Origin of the sequence: Pseudomonas sp. GR 6-02 (genome assembly GCF_001655615.1) — a bacterium.
Taxonomy (GTDB): Bacteria; Pseudomonadota; Gammaproteobacteria; order Pseudomonadales; family Pseudomonadaceae; genus Aquipseudomonas.
Genome location: NZ_CP011567.1, coordinates 375,654 through 392,772 on the forward strand (window position 1 = coordinate 375,654; position 17,119 = coordinate 392,772).

13 protein-coding genes are annotated in these 17,119 nt (G+C 60.9%); all 13 read left to right on the top strand.

What is annotated here, in order from left to right; genetic code table 11:
• The first annotated feature begins 37 nt into the window (after positions 1-37).
• The 13 genes from PGR6_RS01660 (at position 38) to mdoH (ending at position 17,021) form a co-directional block, all read left to right on the top strand.
• On the top strand, positions 38-889 hold the full coding sequence (locus PGR6_RS01660) for an ABC transporter permease (protein ID WP_018929182.1): 852 nt from the start codon (positions 38-40) through the stop codon (positions 887-889).
• Positions 886-1,716, top strand: a complete 831-nt coding sequence (locus PGR6_RS01665; RefSeq protein WP_018929181.1) for a quaternary amine ABC transporter ATP-binding protein — start codon at positions 886-888, stop codon at positions 1,714-1,716. The genes PGR6_RS01660 and PGR6_RS01665 overlap by 4 nt, the downstream gene beginning before the upstream one ends.
• A 144-nt stretch (positions 1,717-1,860) precedes the next feature.
• Positions 1,861-3,384: a histidine ammonia-lyase gene (gene hutH, locus PGR6_RS01670; RefSeq protein ID WP_064615898.1), complete on the top strand. Its 1,524-nt coding sequence runs from the start codon at positions 1,861-1,863 to the stop codon at positions 3,382-3,384.
• 113 nt (positions 3,385-3,497) lie between these two features.
• Positions 3,498-5,036 (top strand): histidine ammonia-lyase, encoded by a 1,539-nt coding sequence (gene hutH, locus PGR6_RS01675; RefSeq protein WP_018929179.1) that lies wholly within the window; start codon positions 3,498-3,500, stop codon positions 5,034-5,036.
• A gap of 82 nt (positions 5,037-5,118) precedes the next feature.
• Positions 5,119-6,528, top strand: coding sequence for an amino acid permease (locus tag PGR6_RS01680; protein WP_018929178.1), 1,410 nt, complete (start codon positions 5,119-5,121; stop codon positions 6,526-6,528).
• A gap of 17 nt (positions 6,529-6,545) precedes the next feature.
• Complete coding sequence (gene hutI / locus PGR6_RS01685; RefSeq protein WP_064615901.1) at positions 6,546-7,751, top strand: imidazolonepropionase; 1,206 nt, start codon at positions 6,546-6,548, stop codon at positions 7,749-7,751.
• 10 nt (positions 7,752-7,761) lie between these two features.
• Positions 7,762-8,565: an N-formylglutamate deformylase gene (hutG, locus tag PGR6_RS01690; protein WP_018929176.1), complete on the top strand. Its 804-nt coding sequence runs from the start codon at positions 7,762-7,764 to the stop codon at positions 8,563-8,565.
• Between the two features lie 327 nt (positions 8,566-8,892).
• Positions 8,893-9,840: a choline ABC transporter substrate-binding protein gene (locus PGR6_RS01695; RefSeq protein ID WP_064615903.1), complete on the top strand. Its 948-nt coding sequence runs from the start codon at positions 8,893-8,895 to the stop codon at positions 9,838-9,840.
• A 50-nt stretch (positions 9,841-9,890) separates the two neighbouring features.
• Positions 9,891-10,811: an alpha/beta hydrolase gene (locus PGR6_RS01700; protein WP_064615905.1), complete on the top strand. Its 921-nt coding sequence runs from the start codon at positions 9,891-9,893 to the stop codon at positions 10,809-10,811.
• Between the two features lie 115 nt (positions 10,812-10,926).
• Positions 10,927-11,898, top strand: a complete 972-nt coding sequence (pip, locus tag PGR6_RS01705) for a prolyl aminopeptidase (RefSeq protein WP_018929173.1) — start codon at positions 10,927-10,929, stop codon at positions 11,896-11,898.
• A complete protein-coding gene (gene dtd, locus PGR6_RS01710) occupies positions 11,895-12,332 on the top strand; it encodes a D-aminoacyl-tRNA deacylase (protein ID WP_018929172.1) in 438 nt (145 codons plus the stop codon). The genes pip and dtd overlap by 4 nt, the downstream gene beginning before the upstream one ends.
• A gap of 320 nt (positions 12,333-12,652) precedes the next feature.
• Entirely contained in the window at positions 12,653-14,458 is a 1,806-nt protein-coding gene (locus PGR6_RS01715) for a glucan biosynthesis protein G (protein ID WP_026286649.1), read from the top strand.
• Complete coding sequence (mdoH, locus tag PGR6_RS01720) at positions 14,451-17,021, top strand: glucans biosynthesis glucosyltransferase MdoH (RefSeq protein WP_064615907.1); 2,571 nt, start codon at positions 14,451-14,453, stop codon at positions 17,019-17,021. Before PGR6_RS01715 ends, mdoH begins: the two co-directional genes overlap by 8 nt.
• The last annotated feature ends 98 nt before the right edge of the window (positions 17,022-17,119 follow it).

Here is a 17,119-nt window from a genome sequence, read left to right on the forward strand (position 1 = left end):
GGATGCTTGATCGCAACCCCTTGATTGAGAGTCTCTTATGTTTCCCGAAAGCTTTACCTTTTCCATCGCCGACTGGGTCAACGGTTGGGTCGATACGCTGGTCACCAACTACGGCGACGTGTTCCGCAGCATCTCTGACACCCTGCTGTGGGCCATCGTCAATCTTGAAGGGCTGCTGCGTGCGGCGCCCTGGTGGCTGATGCTGGCGATCGTGGCGGGCGTGGCCTGGCACGCGACCCGCAAAGTCGTGACCACGGCGGTCATCGTCGGCCTGCTGTTCCTGGTGGGCGCGGTCGGTCTCTGGGACAAGCTGATGCAGACCCTGGCGCTGATGATGGTGGCGACGGTCATCTCGGTGCTGATCGGCATTCCGTTGGGCATTCTTTCTGCGCGCAGCAATCGCCTGCGTTCGGTGTTGATGCCGTTGCTGGACATCATGCAAACCATGCCGAGCTTCGTGTACCTGATCCCGGTGCTGATGCTGTTCGGCCTGGGCAAGGTCCCGGCGATTTTCGCTACCGTTATTTACGCTGCGCCGCCGCTGATCCGCCTGACCGATCTGGGTATTCGCCAGGTTGACGGTGAAGTGATGGAAGCGATCAACGCCTTCGGTGCCAACCGCTGGCAGCAACTGTTCGGCGTGCAACTGCCGCTGGCCCTGCCAAGCATCATGGCCGGGATCAACCAGACCACCATGATGGCCCTGTCGATGGTGGTGATCGCCTCGATGATCGGTGCCCGTGGCTTGGGTGAAGACGTATTGGTGGGGATTCAGACCCTCAACGTCGGACGTGGTCTTGAGGCCGGTCTGGCGATCGTGATTCTGGCAGTGGTGATCGACCGCATTACACAGGCGTACGGTCGTGCACGGCATGAGGTGAGCAAATGAGCAACGCAGCCATCAGCAAGATCGAAGTCAAAAACGTCTTCAAGATTTTCGGCAACCGTTCCAAGGATGCGCTGGCCATGATTAGCCAGGGCAAAACCAAAGACCAGGTACTGGCCGAAACCGGTTGCGTGGTTGGCGTGAATGACCTGTCGCTGAGCATCGGCACCGGCGAGATCTTCGTGATCATGGGCCTGTCGGGTTCCGGCAAGTCGACCCTGGTGCGTCACTTCAACCGCCTGATCGACCCGACCAGCGGCGCGATCCTGGTGGACGGCGTGGACATCCTGCAATACGACATGGAAGCCTTGCGCGAATTTCGCCGGCACAAGATCAGCATGGTGTTCCAGAGCTTCGGCCTGCTGCCGCACAAAAGCGTGCTGGATAACGTCGCCTACGGCCTGAAAGTGCGTGGCGAGAGCAAGCAGATGTGCGCCGAGCGCGCGCTGCACTGGATCAACACCGTGGGCCTGAAGGGCTACGAAAACAAATACCCGCATCAGCTTTCCGGCGGTATGCGCCAGCGTGTGGGCCTGGCTCGCGCCCTGGCGGCGGACACCGACATCATCCTGATGGACGAAGCTTTCAGCGCCCTCGACCCGCTGATCCGCGCCGAAATGCAGGACCAGTTGCTGGAACTGCAAAAGACCCTGCACAAGACCATCGTCTTCATCACCCACGACCTCGATGAGGCCGTGCGCATCGGCAACCGCATCGCGATCCTCAAGGATGGCCGGCTGATTCAGGTCGGCACGCCACGAGAGATCCTGCATTCGCCGGCGGATGAGTATGTAGACCGGTTCGTACAGCGGCGGGCTGCGGTGGTTTGAGGTTGATCGTTTTTGTGGCGAGGGAGCTTGCTCCCGCTGGGTTGCGAAGCGGCCCTGAAAATCTGCGACCGCTGCGCGGTCGAACGGGAGCAAGCTCCCTCGCCACAGGTGTCATACGTCCATGAATTTTGTATGAGGCTCTAGATGTCCCAGGCTGAAAAAATCGTTATCGCCGATGCCCCGTTGCGTTGGCAGGATGTGGTCGCGGTCGCCCGCCACGGTGCGCAGCTTGAGCTGTCGGCCCAAACCTGGGCGCGGATCGAGAATGCCCAGGCGATCGTCCAGCGCATCGTCGCCAGCGGCGAGCGCGCCTATGGCGTCAACACCGGCCTGGGCGCCTTGTGCAACGTCTCGCTCAAGGATGAACAACTCAGCCAGCTGTCGCGCAACACCTTGCTCAGCCATGCCTGCGGCGTCGGTGCTCCACTGTCCGACGAGCAGACTCGCGCGATCCTCTGCGCCGCGATCCACAACTACAGCCATGGCAAATCCGGCATTCACCGCCGGGTGGTCGAAGCATTGCTGGCGCTGCTCAATCGCGGCATCACTCCGCAGGTGCCGTCCCAGGGGTCGGTCGGTTATCTGACCCACATGGCCCACATCGGTATCGCGCTGCTGGGCGTCGGCAATGTCAGCTATCGCGGGCAGATCGTTTCTGCACAACAAGCCTTGGCCGAAGAAGGGCTGCAACCGGTTCAACTGGGTGCCAAAGATGGTTTGTGCCTGGTCAACGGCACACCGTGCATGACCGGCCTCAGCTGCCTGGCCCTGGCCGATGCAACGAACCTGGTGCAGTGGGCCGATGTGATCGGCGCCATGAGCTTCGAAGCCCAGCGTGGTCAGATTGCCGCGTTCGATGCTGAGATCATTGCGCTCAAACCGCATCCGGGCATGCAACAGGTGGGTATCAATCTGCGGGCGTTGCTCGACGGCAGTGAAGTGATCGCCAACAGCAAAGGTATTCGCACTCAGGATGCACTGAGCATCCGCTCGATTCCGCAAGTGCATGGCGCTGCCCGCGATCAGCTGGAACACGCCAGAAAACAGATCGAAACCGAGCTCAACTCCGCGACCGACAACCCGTTGCTGCTGGGCACGCCGGACAATTTCCGCGTCATGTCCCAGGCCAATCCGCACGGCCAATCAGTCGCTTTGGCGGCTGACTTGCTGGCGATCGCGATGGCTGAGATCGGCTCCATTGCCGAGCGTCGCCTGGACCGCTTGGTCAACCCGCACGTCAGCGGTTTGCCAGCCTTTCTGGTGGCCAACCCGGGCGTGAACTCCGGGATGATGATCGTGCAATACGTCGCGGCGTCGCTGTGTGCGGAAAACCGCCAGTTGGCGCAGCCGGCGGTGCTCGATAACTACGTCACTTCGGGCTTGCAGGAAGACCACCTGAGCATGGGCACCAACGCCGCGCTGAAGCTGCATCGCGCGTTGGAAAACTGCACGCAGATCCTCGCCATCGAGTACCTGTTGGCGGCTCAGGCTTTTGAATTCCTGAAAGAACAACGCTTCGGCGCCGGCACCGATGCCGCGTGGCGCCTGCTGCGCGAACGTATTCCGGCCTACGACCAGGACCGCTGGCTGGCGCCAGACATCGCCAGCGCCGCTGCTGTTTTGAAAGACCCGATTTTGCTGCACAAGGCTGTACCGAACCTCAACTGATTTCCACAACCACCAGCGTGCCAAGGCGCGGCCCCTCCAAAAGGCGGGAAGCGACGGACAACGGATATCTCCGGAGCGTCTGGTTAGTTAATAAAAATGCTCTCAAAAGGAGAATGAATGTGACTGCGCTTAATTTGATTCCCGGCCAACTGAGCCTTGCCCAACTGCGTGATGTGTATCAGCAACCGGTCAAAATCACTCTCGACGAAAGCGCTTCGGCGCAAATCGAAGCCAGCGTTGCCTGCGTGGAACAGATCCTCGCCGAGAACCGCACCGCGTATGGCATCAACACCGGTTTCGGCCTGCTGGCCTCGACCCGCATCGCCAGCGAAGACCTGGAAAACCTCCAGCGCTCGCTGGTGCTGTCCCATGCCGCCGGTGTCGGCGAGCCGATCAGCGACGCCCTGGTGCGACTGGTCATGGTGCTCAAGGTCAACAGCCTGAGCCGTGGTTTCTCCGGCATTCGTCGTCAGGTGATCGACGCACTGATCGCGCTGATCAATGCCGAGGTTTACCCGCATATTCCTCTGAAAGGTTCGGTTGGTGCATCCGGCGATTTGGCGCCGTTGGCGCACATGTCGCTGGTACTGCTGGGTGAAGGCAAGGCGCGCTACAAAGGTGAATGGCTGCCCGCTACCGAAGCGCTGAAAGTCGCCGGTCTGACACCGCTGACCCTGGCAGCGAAAGAAGGCCTGGCGCTGCTCAACGGCACTCAGGTGTCCACCGCCTACGCCCTGCGTGGCCTGTTCGAAGGCGAAGATCTGTTCGCCGGCGCCCTGGCTCTTGGTGGCCTGACGGTCGAAGCGGTATTGGGTTCGCGCTCGCCATTCGACGCACGTATTCACGCTGCTCGCGGCCAGAAAGGCCAGATCGACGCCGCTGCTGCTTACCGCGATCTGCTGGGCGAGCGCAGTGAAGTGTCCGACTCGCACCAGAACTGCGAAAAGGTCCAGGATCCGTACTCCCTGCGCTGCCAGCCGCAAGTCATGGGCGCCTGCCTGACCCAGTTCCGTCAGGCCGCCGAAGTGCTTGCCATCGAAGCCAACGCCGTATCGGACAACCCATTGGTGTTCGCCGCTGAAGGCGACGTGATCTCCGGCGGTAATTTCCACGCCGAGCCGGTGGCCATGGCTGCCGACAACATGGCCCTGGCCATTGCCGAAATCGGCTCCCTGAGTGAACGCCGCATCTCGCTGATGATGGACAAGCACATGTCGCAACTGCCGCCGTTCCTGGTGGCCAATGGCGGCGTGAACTCCGGCTTCATGATCGCTCAAGTAACGGCTGCGGCACTGGCCAGCGAGAACAAGGCGCTGTCCCATCCGCATTCGGTGGACAGCCTGCCGACTTCCGCCAACCAGGAAGACCACGTGTCCATGGCGCCGGCTGCCGGCAAGCGTCTGTGGGAAATGGCCGAGAACACTCGCGGGATTCTCGCGGTGGAATGGTTGGCGGCGGCCCAGGGGCTGGATCTGCGCGACGGTCTGAAAACCTCGCCAAAACTGGAAAAAGCCCGTGCGATCCTGCGTGCTGAAGTGCCGTTCTACGAGAAGGACCGCTTCTTTGCGCCGGACATCAATGCGGCCAGTGAGTTGTTGGCGACGCGTTGCCTGAATGGCCTGGTGACGGCGAAGTTGCTGCCTAGCCTGTAATAGCTCCTTCCCTGATGATCGTTCCCACGCGGAGCGTGGGAACGATCATTTAGCGTCGAATAAGAATAATTAAGGACGAGAGATGCAACAGCCAGCAAAAGGTTTGAAACGCGGGCTCTCTGCCCGACATATTCGCTTCATGGCACTGGGGTCGGCGATCGGCACCGGGCTGTTTTACGGTTCTGCCTCGGCCATTCAAATGGCCGGCCCCGCGGTCCTGCTCGCTTACCTGATCGGTGGCGCGGCGGTGTTCATGGTCATGCGCGCCCTTGGCGAGATGGCGGTGCATAACCCGGTGGCCGGTTCATTCGGCCAGTACGCCAGCACCTATCTGGGGCCAATGGCGGGCTTTATCCTCGGTTGGACCTACGCATTTGAAATGGTCATCGTCGGTATGGCCGACGTGACCGCATTCGGCATTTACATGGGTTTCTGGTTTCCGGAAGTTTCCCGCTGGATCTGGGTGCTGGGCATCGTTTCGGTGGTCGGCGGCTTGAACCTGTGCAACGTCAAAGTCTTCGGCGAAATGGAGTTCTGGTTGTCGCTGCTCAAGGTCGCGGCCATCGTCGCGATGATCCTTGGCGGTTTCGGCATCATGCTGTTCGGCATCAGCAATGCGCCCGGTGCCCAGGCGACCGATATCAGCAACCTCTGGACCCAGGGCGGCTTCATGCCCAATGGCGTGGGCGGCTTGATCGCCTCGTTTGCAGTGGTGATGTTTGCCTTTGGCGGTATTGAAATCATCGGCGTTACCGCCGGTGAAGCCAAAGACCCGCAGCATGTGCTGCCTCGCGCGATCAATGCCGTACCGTTGCGAATCCTGCTGTTCTACGTGCTGACGATGCTGGTGCTGATGTCGATCTTCCCGTGGCAGCAGATCGGCAGCCAAGGCAGCCCGTTCGTGCAGATTTTCGACAACCTGGGGATCAGCTCGGCGGCGACCATCCTCAACATTGTGGTGATCTCGGCGGCGGTGTCGGCCATCAACAGTGACATCTTCGGCGCGGGCCGCATGATGTATGGCCTGGCTCAGCAAGGGCACGCACCGAAAGGCTTCGCTCGCTTGTCGCGCAATGGCGTGCCATGGCTGACGGTGATGGTGATGAGCTGCGCGCTGCTGCTGGGTGTGTTGCTGAACTACCTGATCCCGGAAAACGTGTTTCTGCTGATCGCCTCCATCGCGACCTTTGCCACGGTGTGGGTCTGGCTGATGATTCTGTTCACCCAGGTGGCCATGCGTCGCTCCATGAGTGCCGAGCAGGTCGCACAATTGAAATTCCCGGTGCCGTTCTGGCCCTATGCGCCGATGGCGGCGATTGCCTTCATGCTGTTCATCTTCGGCGTGCTGGGCTATTTCCCGGATACCCAGGCGGCGTTGATCGTCGGCGTGGTCTGGATTGTGTTGCTGGTGCTGGCCTACCTGACGTGGGTCAAACCGGCGGCAGGCAAGGCGGTACCGGTGGAACAGGAACCCATTTTTTCTCATCGATAACCTAACGGAGGCCAAGGATGAAAACGCTCTGGCAACACTGCCACGTCGCAACCATGGCGCAAGGCGTCTACTCGATCATCGAGGATGCGGCCATCGTGACGTCCGGTGCGCACATTGAGTGGATCGGCCCACGCGCCGAACTGCCGGCCGGCGAGTACCCGGCGGTCAATGACTTGAGCGGGGCCTGGGTCACCCCGGGCCTGATCGACTGCCACACCCATACGGTATTCGGCGGCAACCGCAGCGGCGAATTCGAGCAGCGCCTGCAAGGCGTCAGCTACGCGGAAATCGCCGCTGCCGGCGGCGGCATTGCCAGCACCGTGCGCGCCACCCGCGCCGCCAGTGAAGACGAACTGTTCGCCAGCGCCGCCAAGCGTCTGAAAAGCCTGATGCGTGATGGCGTGACCACCGTCGAAATGAAATCCGGCTACGGCCTGGACCTGGCCAGCGAACGCAAGATCCTGCGGGTGATCCGCCGTCTCGGCGCCGAGCTACCCGTTAGCGTGCGCAGCACGTGCCTGGCGGCCCACGCCTTGCCGCCGGAATACACCGACCGCGCCGACGCCTACATCGATCACATCTGCAGCGAAATGCTCCCGGCCCTGGCGGCCGAAGGGCTGGTGGATGCGGTAGACGCTTTCTGTGAATACCTGGCGTTTTCGCCAGCGCAGGTCGAGCGGGTGTTCGTCGCCGCGCAGAACCTCGGCTTACCGGTGAAGCTGCACGCCGAGCAATTGTCATCGCTGCACGGTTCGAGCCTGGCGGCGCGTTACCACGCATTGTCCGCCGATCATCTGGAATTCATGACCGAAGACGACGCCATCGCCATGGCCAAGTCCGGCACCGTCGCGGTATTGCTGCCCGGCGCGTTTTACTTCTTGCGGGAAACCCAATTGCCGCCGATGGAAGCCCTGCGCAAACACGGGGTGAAAATCGCCATTGCCAGCGACCTTAACCCGGGCACTTCGCCGGCGTTGTCGTTGCGCTTGATGCTGAACATGGCCTGCACCTGCTTCCGCATGACTCCGGAAGAGGCGCTGGCGGGCGCGACTATTCATGCCGCCACCGCGTTGGGCATGGGCCAAACCCACGGTTCGCTGGAAGCCGGCAAGGTCGCAGACTTCGTCGCCTGGCAAATCGATCGTCCGGCCGACCTGTCGTACTGGCTGGGCGGCGACCTGGAAAAACGCGTCGTGCGTCACGGCGTTGAATCAAATCTGTAGGAGAGCGGTTGTGGATAAGGTTCTGAACTTCAAACAAGGCCGCGTGCCACTGCTGATCAGCATGCCCCACGCCGGCCTGCGCCTGACCCCGACGGTGGAAGCGGGGTTGATTCCCGACGCGAAAAGCCTGCCGGACACCGATTGGCATATCCCCAGGCTTTATGAATTCGCTGCCGAACTGGGCGCCAGCACCCTGGCGGCCGAGTACTCGCGGTTTGTCATCGACCTGAACCGGCCGTCCGACGACAAGCCTTTATATGTCGGCGCCACCACCGGTCTGTATCCGGCGACGCTGTTCGATGGCGTGCCGTTGTTCCGCGAAGGGCTGGAGCCGTCGGCTGCGGAACGGGCGACGTATCTGGAGCAGATCTGGACGCCGTACCACCGCACCTTGCAGGAAGAACTGGCGCGGCTGAAAGCCGAGTTCGGCTACGCGCTGCTGTTCGACGCGCACTCGATCCGCTCGGTGATCCCGCACCTGTTCGACGGCAAGCTGCCGGACTTCAACCTCGGCACCTTCAATGGCGCCAGCTGCGATCCACAGTTGGCCACACAGCTGGAAGCGATTTGCGCGAAGCACACCGATTACAGCCATGTGCTGAACGGTCGCTTCAAGGGCGGTCACATCACCCGGCATTATGGCAATCCGGCCGAGAACATTCATGCCGTGCAACTGGAGTTGGGCCAGTGTACGTATATGGAAGAGTTCCAGCCGTTCCGTTATCGCCCGGATTTGGCCGAGCCGACGCAAGTGGTGCTCCGGGAATTGCTGCAAGGGCTGTTGGCGTGGGGCGAAAAGCATTACAGCGCGTAACCCCGTGGCGAACAGGCCTTTGTGGCGAGGGAGCTTGTCGGATCGCCGCACCGTCCCGCTCGGCGGCGAAGCCGTCGTAAACCCTGTTGGTCGGGCGTATCTGATGAAACTCGGTTGAATGGTTTGGGGGCAGCTTCGCAACCCAGCGGGAGCAAGCTCCCTCGCCACAGATTAGTGTTCGCCTTGGTAACGCATCAGGACAGTCGCCACCGTGCAAAACACGGTCGCCACAGGTCACTTTTGCCGACTCGGCGCTGCGTAACGTTGTGGGCACGGTGCACAAAGACACCGGGCCCACAATAATCTGCTGCCGAGCGAGCCTTCCCGATGAAACGACTGTTCAACCGCTGTCTGTTAATCCTCACCGGCACTGCTCTTCTGAGCACCAGCGTTTTCGCCAACGACCCCGCTTCCTGCAAGACCGTGCGCATGGGCGTGGTCAACTGGACCGACGTCATTGCCACCAGCGGCATGGCCGATGTGCTGCTCAATGGCCTTGGCTATGAAAGCAAGCAAACCAGCGCCGTGCAGCAAATCATCTTCGCCGGCATCCGCGACAAACGCCTCGATATCTTCCTCGGTTACTGGAAACCGGCGATGGACAAGAACATCGCCCCGTTCGTCGCTGCCAATCAAGTGAAGGTCATGGACAAACCGAGCCTGGCCGACGCGCAGGCAACGCTCGCCGTACCTGACTACGTCGCTGCCGCCGGCCTGAAAACCTTCGCCGATATCGCCAGATTCAAGGAGCAGCTCGGCGGCAAGATCTACGGCATCGAGCCGGGCAGCGGCGCCAACACCACCATCAAAACCATGATCGAGACCAACCGCTTCGGTTTGAAGGACTTCAAGCTGATCGAGTCCGGTGAGGCCGGGATGCTCGCCGCCGTGCAGCGGGCGGTCAATCGCAAGGAGTTCGTGGTATTCGTCGGCTGGACCCCGCATCCGATGAACATCAACATGAACATCGCCTACCTGACCGGCAGCGAAGACGTCTATGGCCCGAACGAAGGCGCGGCGACCGTTTCCACCGTGACCGCGCCGGACTATGCAGAGCGTTGCCCGAACGTGAACCGTCTATTGGAAAACCTGACCTTCACCGCTGCCCAGGAAAGCCAGTTGATGGTGCCGATCATGGAGCGCAAGACGCCGCAGGATGTCGCCAAACAGTGGCTGCGTGATCATCCCGAAGACCTTCAGCGCTGGCTGGCGGGTGTCAGCAGTTTCGATGGCAAGGATGGCGTGGCAACCGTTCAGGCCAGTCTCAAAAATTGACCGCGGCAAAGGTTATCAATCAAAAACTTCGAACTGACTGGCTGTAGTCCATGGCTTGTTATCCACTCTCTGAACAGATGGCGGCTTTCGTCGAGAAAACCCTCAGCTTCAACAGCACCGACAGCAGCCTCGCCGGTATGCGTCAGGCCTACAGCGAGATGTGCCGGGCGTTTACCCCGCCACATCCCGCGGGGCTTGAGGTGGTCGATTTCGAGTTGGCGGGAGTCGCGGTGCGCGCCTGGCAACCACCGGTTCCTCCGCCGACCAACGGTTGGCCCTGCATTGTGTATCTGCATGGCGGCGGTTGGGTGGTGGGGGATCTGGACTCCCACGACTTCATCTGCGCCGAACTGGCATCGGTGCTCGGTGTGTTGGTGATCGCCGTCGATTATCGGCTGGCGCCGGAGCATCCGTTTCCAGCGGCGTTCAATGACTGTCTGAGTGTCTGGCGTGCGTTGCGCACGGGGCCGTTTCAACTCGACCCGGCGCGGACGCTGGTGGCCGGCGACAGCGCTGGCGGCAACCTTGCCGCTGCGCTGTGTCTGGCCTTGCGCGATGCCGGCGAACCGGCGCCTTGTGCGCAGGTGCTGATCTATCCGGGCCTGGGCGGTGATCACCGGTTGCCATCACGCGGCGAATGCACCGACGCGCCATTGCTCAGCAGCAGCGATCTGGATTGTTATCACACGCTGTACCTGGGTGGTATCCGTCAGCCAACGGCCTATGCGATGCCCTTGCTCGCCGCCGACTTCAGCGGCCTGCCGCCGGCGCTGATCGCTGTGGCGCAGTTCGATCCGCTACGCGATGACGGCGTGCTTTACGCCGGGCGACTCAACGCCGCCGGCGTGAGCGCAATGCTTTATTACGGTCAGGGGCTGGTTCACGGGTGCTTGCGGGCGCGGGGGCAGGTTGCCGAGGTCGACCGACTCTATGAAACCCTGCTCGGCTATTTGGCTGACAAGACGGGCTGACAAGCGCTGACGCTGCAAGGGGCATGCTCATTGAAGTAATTCGGGTTTATGATGCCGGACGGCAGAATAATAGAAGTCCCTACAGGGATGACCTCGACCCCTTACGGAGCGCGCAATGCAGACTTTGTACCCGCAGATCAAACCCCACGCCCGGCACGATCTGGCCGTCGATAAAACCCATACGCTGTATGTCGACGAAAGCGGTTCACCGGAAGGTTTGCCGGTAGTGTTCATTCACGGCGGCCCTGGCGCCGGGTGTGATGCGCAGAGCCGCCGGTATTTCGATCCGAACCTGTATCGCATCGTCACCTTCGACCAGCGCGGTTGCGGTCGCTCCACGCCCCACGCCAGCCTTGAGAACAACACCACCTGGGATCTGGTCGCCGATCTCGAGCGGATTCGCAAGCACCTGGGCATCGACAAATGGGTGCTGTTCGGCGGTTCCTGGGGTTCGACCCTGGCCCTGGCTTACGCGCAAACCCACCCGGAGCGCGTGCACGGTCTGATTCTGCGCGGGATTTTTCTCTGCCGTCCCCAGGAAATCGAGTGGTTCTACCAGTGTGGCGCCAGTCGCCTGTTCCCCGATTACTGGCAGGACTACATCGCGCCGATCCCGCTGGACGAGCGCGACGACTTGCTCACGGCATTCCACAAACGCCTGGTCGGCAACGACCAGATCGCCCAGATGCATGCGGCCAAGGCCTGGTCCATCTGGGAAGGCCGCACCGCGACCTTGCGTCCGAACCCGCTGGTGGTCGATCGTTTCTCCGAACCCCAGCGTGCGTTGTCCATCGCCCGCATCGAATGCCACTACTTCACCAACAACGCTTTCCTTGAGCCGAATCAGCTGATCCGCGACATGGGCAAGATCGCCCATTTGCCCGGCGTCATCGTCCATGGTCGCTATGACGTGATCTGCCCGCTGGACAACGCCTGGGAACTGCATCAAGCCTGGCCGAACAGCGAACTGCAGGTGATCCGCGACGCAGGCCATGCGGCGTCCGAACCGGGGATCACCGATGCATTGGTGCGCGCCGCCGATCAGATGGCCCGTCGCTTGCTCGACCTGTCGCCTGACGAAGCATGAAGGCCCTGCTGCAACGCGTGCGCGGCGCGCGAGTCGAGGTCGCGGGAGAGGTGGTGGGTGCGATAGATCAGGGGTTGCTGGTGCTGGTGGCGGTCGAACCCGACGACACGCAGGCCAGCGCCGACAAACTTCTGCATAAACTGCTTAACTATCGAGTATTCAGTGACGCCGAGGGCAAGATGAATCTGTCCTTGGCTGACGTGGACGGCGGGTTGTTGCTGGTCTCGCAGTTCACCCTGGCCGCCGATACCAAAAACGGGTTGCGTCCGAGTTTTTCGACTGCAGCCCCTCCGGCCTTGGGCGAGGCGCTGTTCGACTATCTATTGGGCAAAGCGAAACAGGTGCATGGCACTGTGGCATCAGGTAGATTCGGCGCGGATATGCAGGTGCACCTGGTCAATGATGGCCCGGTAACCTTCCTGTTACAGACGTGAAAGCGCTTGAAACATGTTTTTAAGGGCATTTCGGCTGAAAACAGAGGCTTTTCCCGATAAATACTTGCTTCCCCCTGATGCGTTGTAACGCGGCCTACTAGATAATCGCGCGCTACGGGGATCAGCGTTCGTTGGTCCATTTTGACTTAGGTAGAGACTTGTCCGCGGCCTGTTGGGGAATCATTTTGCCCCATGGGAGTCGGAACAATGCTCGCCAACTTGGCAAGAGTGGTCCGCAGGGTCGGTTTTTTCCACCGTACACCGTGCTGGCACTTTAACTGGCCGTTGGTTTTTTGATCTGTTTTCGGCGAGGGTTGCTCGTGATTGTTAGTCCCTGTAATGCACCAAAATTGTCTGCCAAACGGTTTCGAAATGCTCTGGTAGCGGGCTCTGCACTGCTCTGCCTGTTCAGCGCCGGCCAGCTTTGGGCATTCAATCTGGATGACGTATCGGTCAAGGCAAAAGAGCTGGCCGGGCAAAAATACGAAGCCCCGCGCAGTAACCTGCCGAATGAATTTCGTGAAATGAAATTCGCGGATTATCAAAAAATCCGCTTCCTCACCGAAAAAGCCGAGTGGGCTAACCAGAAAACCCCATTCAAGCTGTCGTTCTATCACCAGGGCATGCACTTCGATACGCCGGTGAAAATCAACGAAATCACGGCCAACACCGTCGAAGAGATCAAATACGACCCAAGTCGTTTCGATTTCGGCGATATGAAGTTCGATCCTAAAGCCACCGAGCAGCTGGGTTATGCCGGTTTCCGTGTGCTCTACCCGATCAACAAGGCCGACAAGCAAGACGAAATCATGACCATGCTCGGCGCGAGTTACTTCCGCGTCGTCGGCAAGGGCCACACCTATGGCTTGTCCGCTCGCGGCATGGCCATCGATACCGCCTTGCCGTCCGGCGAAGAGTTCCCGCGTTTCACCGAGTTCTGGATTCAGCAGCCGAAGCCGGGCGACAAGCACCTGGTGATCTTCGCCCTGCTGGATTCGCCGCGCGCCACTGGTGCCTATCGCCTGACCCTGCGTCCGGGCAGCGACACGGTCGTCGACGTCAAGGCCAAGATGTTCCTGCGTGACAAGGTCACCAAACTTGGCGTTGCGCCGCTGACCAGCATGTTCCTGTTCGGCGCCAACCAGCCGTCGAAAGTGCTGAACTACCGTCGCGAACTGCACGACTCCAGCGGTCTGTCGATCCATGCCGGCAACGGCGAATGGATCTGGCGCCCATTGAACAACCCGAAACACCTGGCCGTGAGCAACTTCTCGATCGAGAACCCGCGCGGTTTCGGCTTGCTGCAACGTGGCCGTGACTTCAGCCACTACGAAGACCTCGATGACCGCTACGACAAGCGCCCAAGTGCCTGGATCGAGCCGAAAGGCGATTGGGGCAAGGGCTCCGTCGATCTGGTGGAGATTCCTACCGCTGACGAAACCAACGACAATATCGTTGCTTTCTGGAGTCCGGAAAAACTGCCAGAGCCTGGCCAACCCCTGGACGTCGCCTATCGCATGCACTGGACCATCGACGAAGCCGCCCTGCATTCGGCGGACAGCGCCTGGGTTCAACAGACCCTGCGTTCCACGGGTGACGTGAAGCAGTCGAACCTGATTCGTCAGCCGGACGGCAGCGTGGCCTACCTGGTGGATTTCCAAGGTCCGTCCCTGCAAGACTTGCCAGAAGATGCTGAAGTACGCAGCCAGGTTAGCGTTGGCGACAACGCGGAACTGGTCGAGAACAGTGTCCGTTACAACCCTGAAACCAAGGGCTGGCGCCTGACCCTGCGGATGAAGATCAAGGATCCGGGCAAGTCCACTGAAATGCGTGCAGCACTGGTCAAGACCATCACGCCGGCCGAGACGATCAAGACCACGGCGCCAGCGTCCAGCTCTTCCGTTGCCAAGGCCGACAAGATCGCCGCCAAGCAGCAGGAGAAGAAGGACAAGGAGGCCAAGCAAGCTGAAGCGCAAGCCCAGCAAGTCAAGGACACCAAGGACAAGGACAACAAAGACGCCAAGCAGCCTGTCGCTGCCGAAGCGGCCCCTGCCACACCGGAATCGGCACCGACTGAACAAGTCCTGACCGAGACCTGGAGCTATCAGTTGCCTGCCGATGAGTAATTCACAAGTACAGCCACAAACGCTTGCCGAGTACCTGGCGCATTTGCCGATGACCGACGAGCAGCGCGCGGAACTCGCGGGCTGCAAGTCTTTCAGTGAGTTGCACGAACGTCTGTCGTCCCAGGCGTTCGACGCGCCGACCGATGCCGCCCAGGCGTCGGTCGGGCGGCGCCTGACCCTGAACACCGCCGAAGAACTGGCGGATGCGCAAATGTTGGGACTCGATGCCAGTGGTCGGGTTTGCCTCAAGGCAGCCCCGCCGATCCGTCGGACCAAAGTCGTTCCGGAGCCATGGCGCACCAATATCCTGGTGCGTGGCTGGCGTCGGCTGACCGGTCGCACCAACCCGCCGAAGCCGCCGAAAGACGAGAACGTGTTGCCAGCAGCTCGCTGGCGCACCGTCGGTTCGATCCGTCGTTACATTCTGTTGGTGCTGATGCTTGGTCAGACGATCGTCGCCGGCTGGTACATGAAAGGCATCATGCCGTACCAGGGCTGGTCGTTCGTCGATCTGGAAGAAGTCCTGCACCAACCGCTGCTGCAAACTGCGGCCCAAGTGCTGCCTTACGTGTTGCAAACCAGCATCCTGATTCTGTTCGGGATTCTGTTCTGCTGGGTGTCGGCCGGTTTCTGGACCGCGCTGATGGGCTTCCTCGAGTTGATCACCGGTCGCGACAAGTACCGCATTTCCGGCGCCAGCGCCGGCAACGAGCCGATCGCCAAGGACGCACGCACCGCATTGGTGATGCCGATCTGCAACGAAGACGTGCCGCGGGTGTTCGCCGGTTTGCGGGCGACCTTCGAGTCGGTTGCAGCCTCGGGTAACCTGGATCGCTTCGACTTTTTCGTGCTCAGCGACAGTAACGACGCCGATATCTGCGTCGCCGAACAGCAGGCCTGGCTGGACGTCTGCCGTGAAGCCAAGGGCTTCGGCAAGATCTTCTACCGCCGCCGCCGTCGTCGCGTAAAACGTAAAAGCGGCAACCTCGACGACTTCTGCCGTCGTTGGGGCGGTGACTACAAATACATGGTCGTGCTCGACGCCGACAGCGTAATGAGTGGCGAATGCCTGAGCAGCCTGGTGCGCCTGATGGAAGCCACGCCGGACGCCGGGATCATCCAGACCGCGCCGCGTGCGTCGGGCATGGACACCCTTTATGCGCGTATGCAGCAGTTCGCCACCCGCGTGTACGGTCCACTGTTCACCGCTGGCCTGCACTTTTGGCAGTTGGGCGAATCCCACTACTGGGGCCACAACGCGATCATCCGCATGAAGCCGTTCATCGAGCACTGCGCCCTGGCGCCGTTGCCCGGTAAAGGCGCGTTCGCCGGTGCGATTCTGTCCCACGACTTCGTTGAAGCGGCGCTGATGCGCCGTGCCGGCTGGGGCGTGTGGATTGCCTATGACTTGCCGGGCAGCTACGAAGAACTGCCACCGAACCTGCTGGACGAACTCAAGCGTGACCGTCGCTGGTGCCACGGCAACCTGATGAACTTCCGGCTGTTCCTGGTCAAGGGCATGCACCCGGTACACCGTGCGGTGTTCCTGACAGGCGTGATGTCTTACTTGTCGGCGCCGTTGTGGTTCTTCTTCCTCGTGCTGTCGACAGCCCTGCTGGCGACCAACACGCTGATGGAGCCGCAGTACTTCCTGGAACCGCGCCAGCTCTATCCGCTGTGGCCACAATGGCACCCGGACAAGGCGATCGCACTGTTCTCGACGACTATCGTGCTGCTGTTCCTGCCGAAGCTGCTGAGCATCATCCTGATCTGGGCCAAAGGCGCGAAAGAGTTCGGTGGCAGGTTCAAGGTGACGCTGTCGATGCTGCTGGAAATGTTGTTCTCCATGCTGCTGGCGCCGGTGCGGATGATTTTCCACACCCGTTTCGTGCTCGCCGCGTTCCTCGGCTGGGCCGCGACCTGGAACTCGCCGCAACGTGACGACGACTCCACGCCGTGGAGCGAAGCGGTCAAGCGCCACGGTCCGCAAACCTTGCTGGGTTTCTTCTGGGCGTTGCTGGTGATCTGGCTGAACCCGAGCTTCCTCTGGTGGCTGGTGCCGATCGTCGGTTCGCTGATGCTGTCGATTCCGGTGTCGGTGATCTCCAGTCGTGTCGGCCTGGGCCTGAAGTCCCGTGACGAGAGCCTGTTCCTGATTCCTGAGGAATACAATCCGCCGCAGGCATTGCTGGCGACCGATCAGTACACCCACGAAAACCGCTGGCATGCACTGCACGACGGCTTCGTCCGGTCGGTGGTCGATCCACAGCAGAACGCGTTGGCGTGTGCGCTGGCGACGTCTCGTCACCGTCAGGCCGAGCCGATCGAATGGCTGCGTATCGAGCGGGTTCGCCATGCGATGAAAGTCGGGCCTGAAGGGCTGACCAACAACGAGCGCGTGGCCCTGCTGAGTGATCCGGTGGCACTGGGTCGCTTGCATGAGCAGGTCTGGAGCGAAGGCCATGCCGAGTGGCTGCAGGCCTGGCGCGCTTCGGTGGATGCCGATCCGCATGCGCCGCTGTTGCCGCTCAAGCCGTTGAGCGTGCAGCCTCAGTTGGCATAATGAAAAACCCCGCGAAAGCGGGGTTTTTTTTGTGCTGATGATCGCTCCCGTGTTCTGCGTGGGAACGATCAAACAAATCTCCCTCAACCCCTTGTGCA